Source organism: Actinomadura sp. 6K520 (assembly GCF_004349245.1).
Classification (GTDB): domain Bacteria; phylum Actinomycetota; class Actinomycetes; order Streptosporangiales; family Streptosporangiaceae; genus Spirillospora.
Genome location: NZ_SMLC01000437.1, coordinates 1 through 567 on the forward strand (window position 1 = coordinate 1; position 567 = coordinate 567).

The 567-nt window shown below is 77.4% G+C and carries 1 pseudogene; it reads right to left on the reverse strand.

Going from position 1 to position 567, the window contains the following annotated elements:
- Positions 1 to 552 (reverse strand): annotated as a pseudogene (locus E1289_RS37855) (hypothetical protein); the annotation flags it as partial.
- Positions 553 to 567 lie beyond the last annotated feature (15 nt).

A 567-nucleotide genomic window follows, 5' to 3' on the forward strand; every position in this document is an offset into this window, starting at 1 on the left:
GAACTTGGCGGCCTGCGCGTCGGGGGTGGTGAGGGTGAACCCGCCGGTCTCGGGGTCGTGGCGGGCGAGGGTGCGGGGCGACAGGTGGCTGTTGCTGCGCCCGGCCTCGGTCATCAGCAGCGTCCCGAACGAGGTCATCGACTCCAGCGCGTCGCGGGCCTGGCGGGGGCCCCGCTGCCCGGCGCCGAACCGCAGGATCGGGCCGAGCGCCAGGGTGTAGTGCAGCAGCATGACGTGGAACAGCGCCGGGTCGGCGGTCGCGGCGCGTTCCAGCAGCGCGCACAGCGCCGGAGGGTCGTCCAGCAGCTCGGGGGCGGGCGGCGCGGCCAGCCCGGCGCGGCGCAGCCGCGCGTAGGTGAGCTCGTGGCGGTCGCGGGCGGTGAGGCCGCCGGGGACGGTGAAGAACTCGGCGGGGACGGCGTCGGCGAGCCGGGCCCGCGTCTTGGCGTCCAGGGAGGCGCCGCGGACGAAGGCGAGCAGCCCGTCCCCGGGGCCGCTTCCGGGGCCGCTTCCGGGTGCGGTGCCGGGTGCGGTGCCGGTGAGGGGGTCCATGGCGGTTCCTCCGTC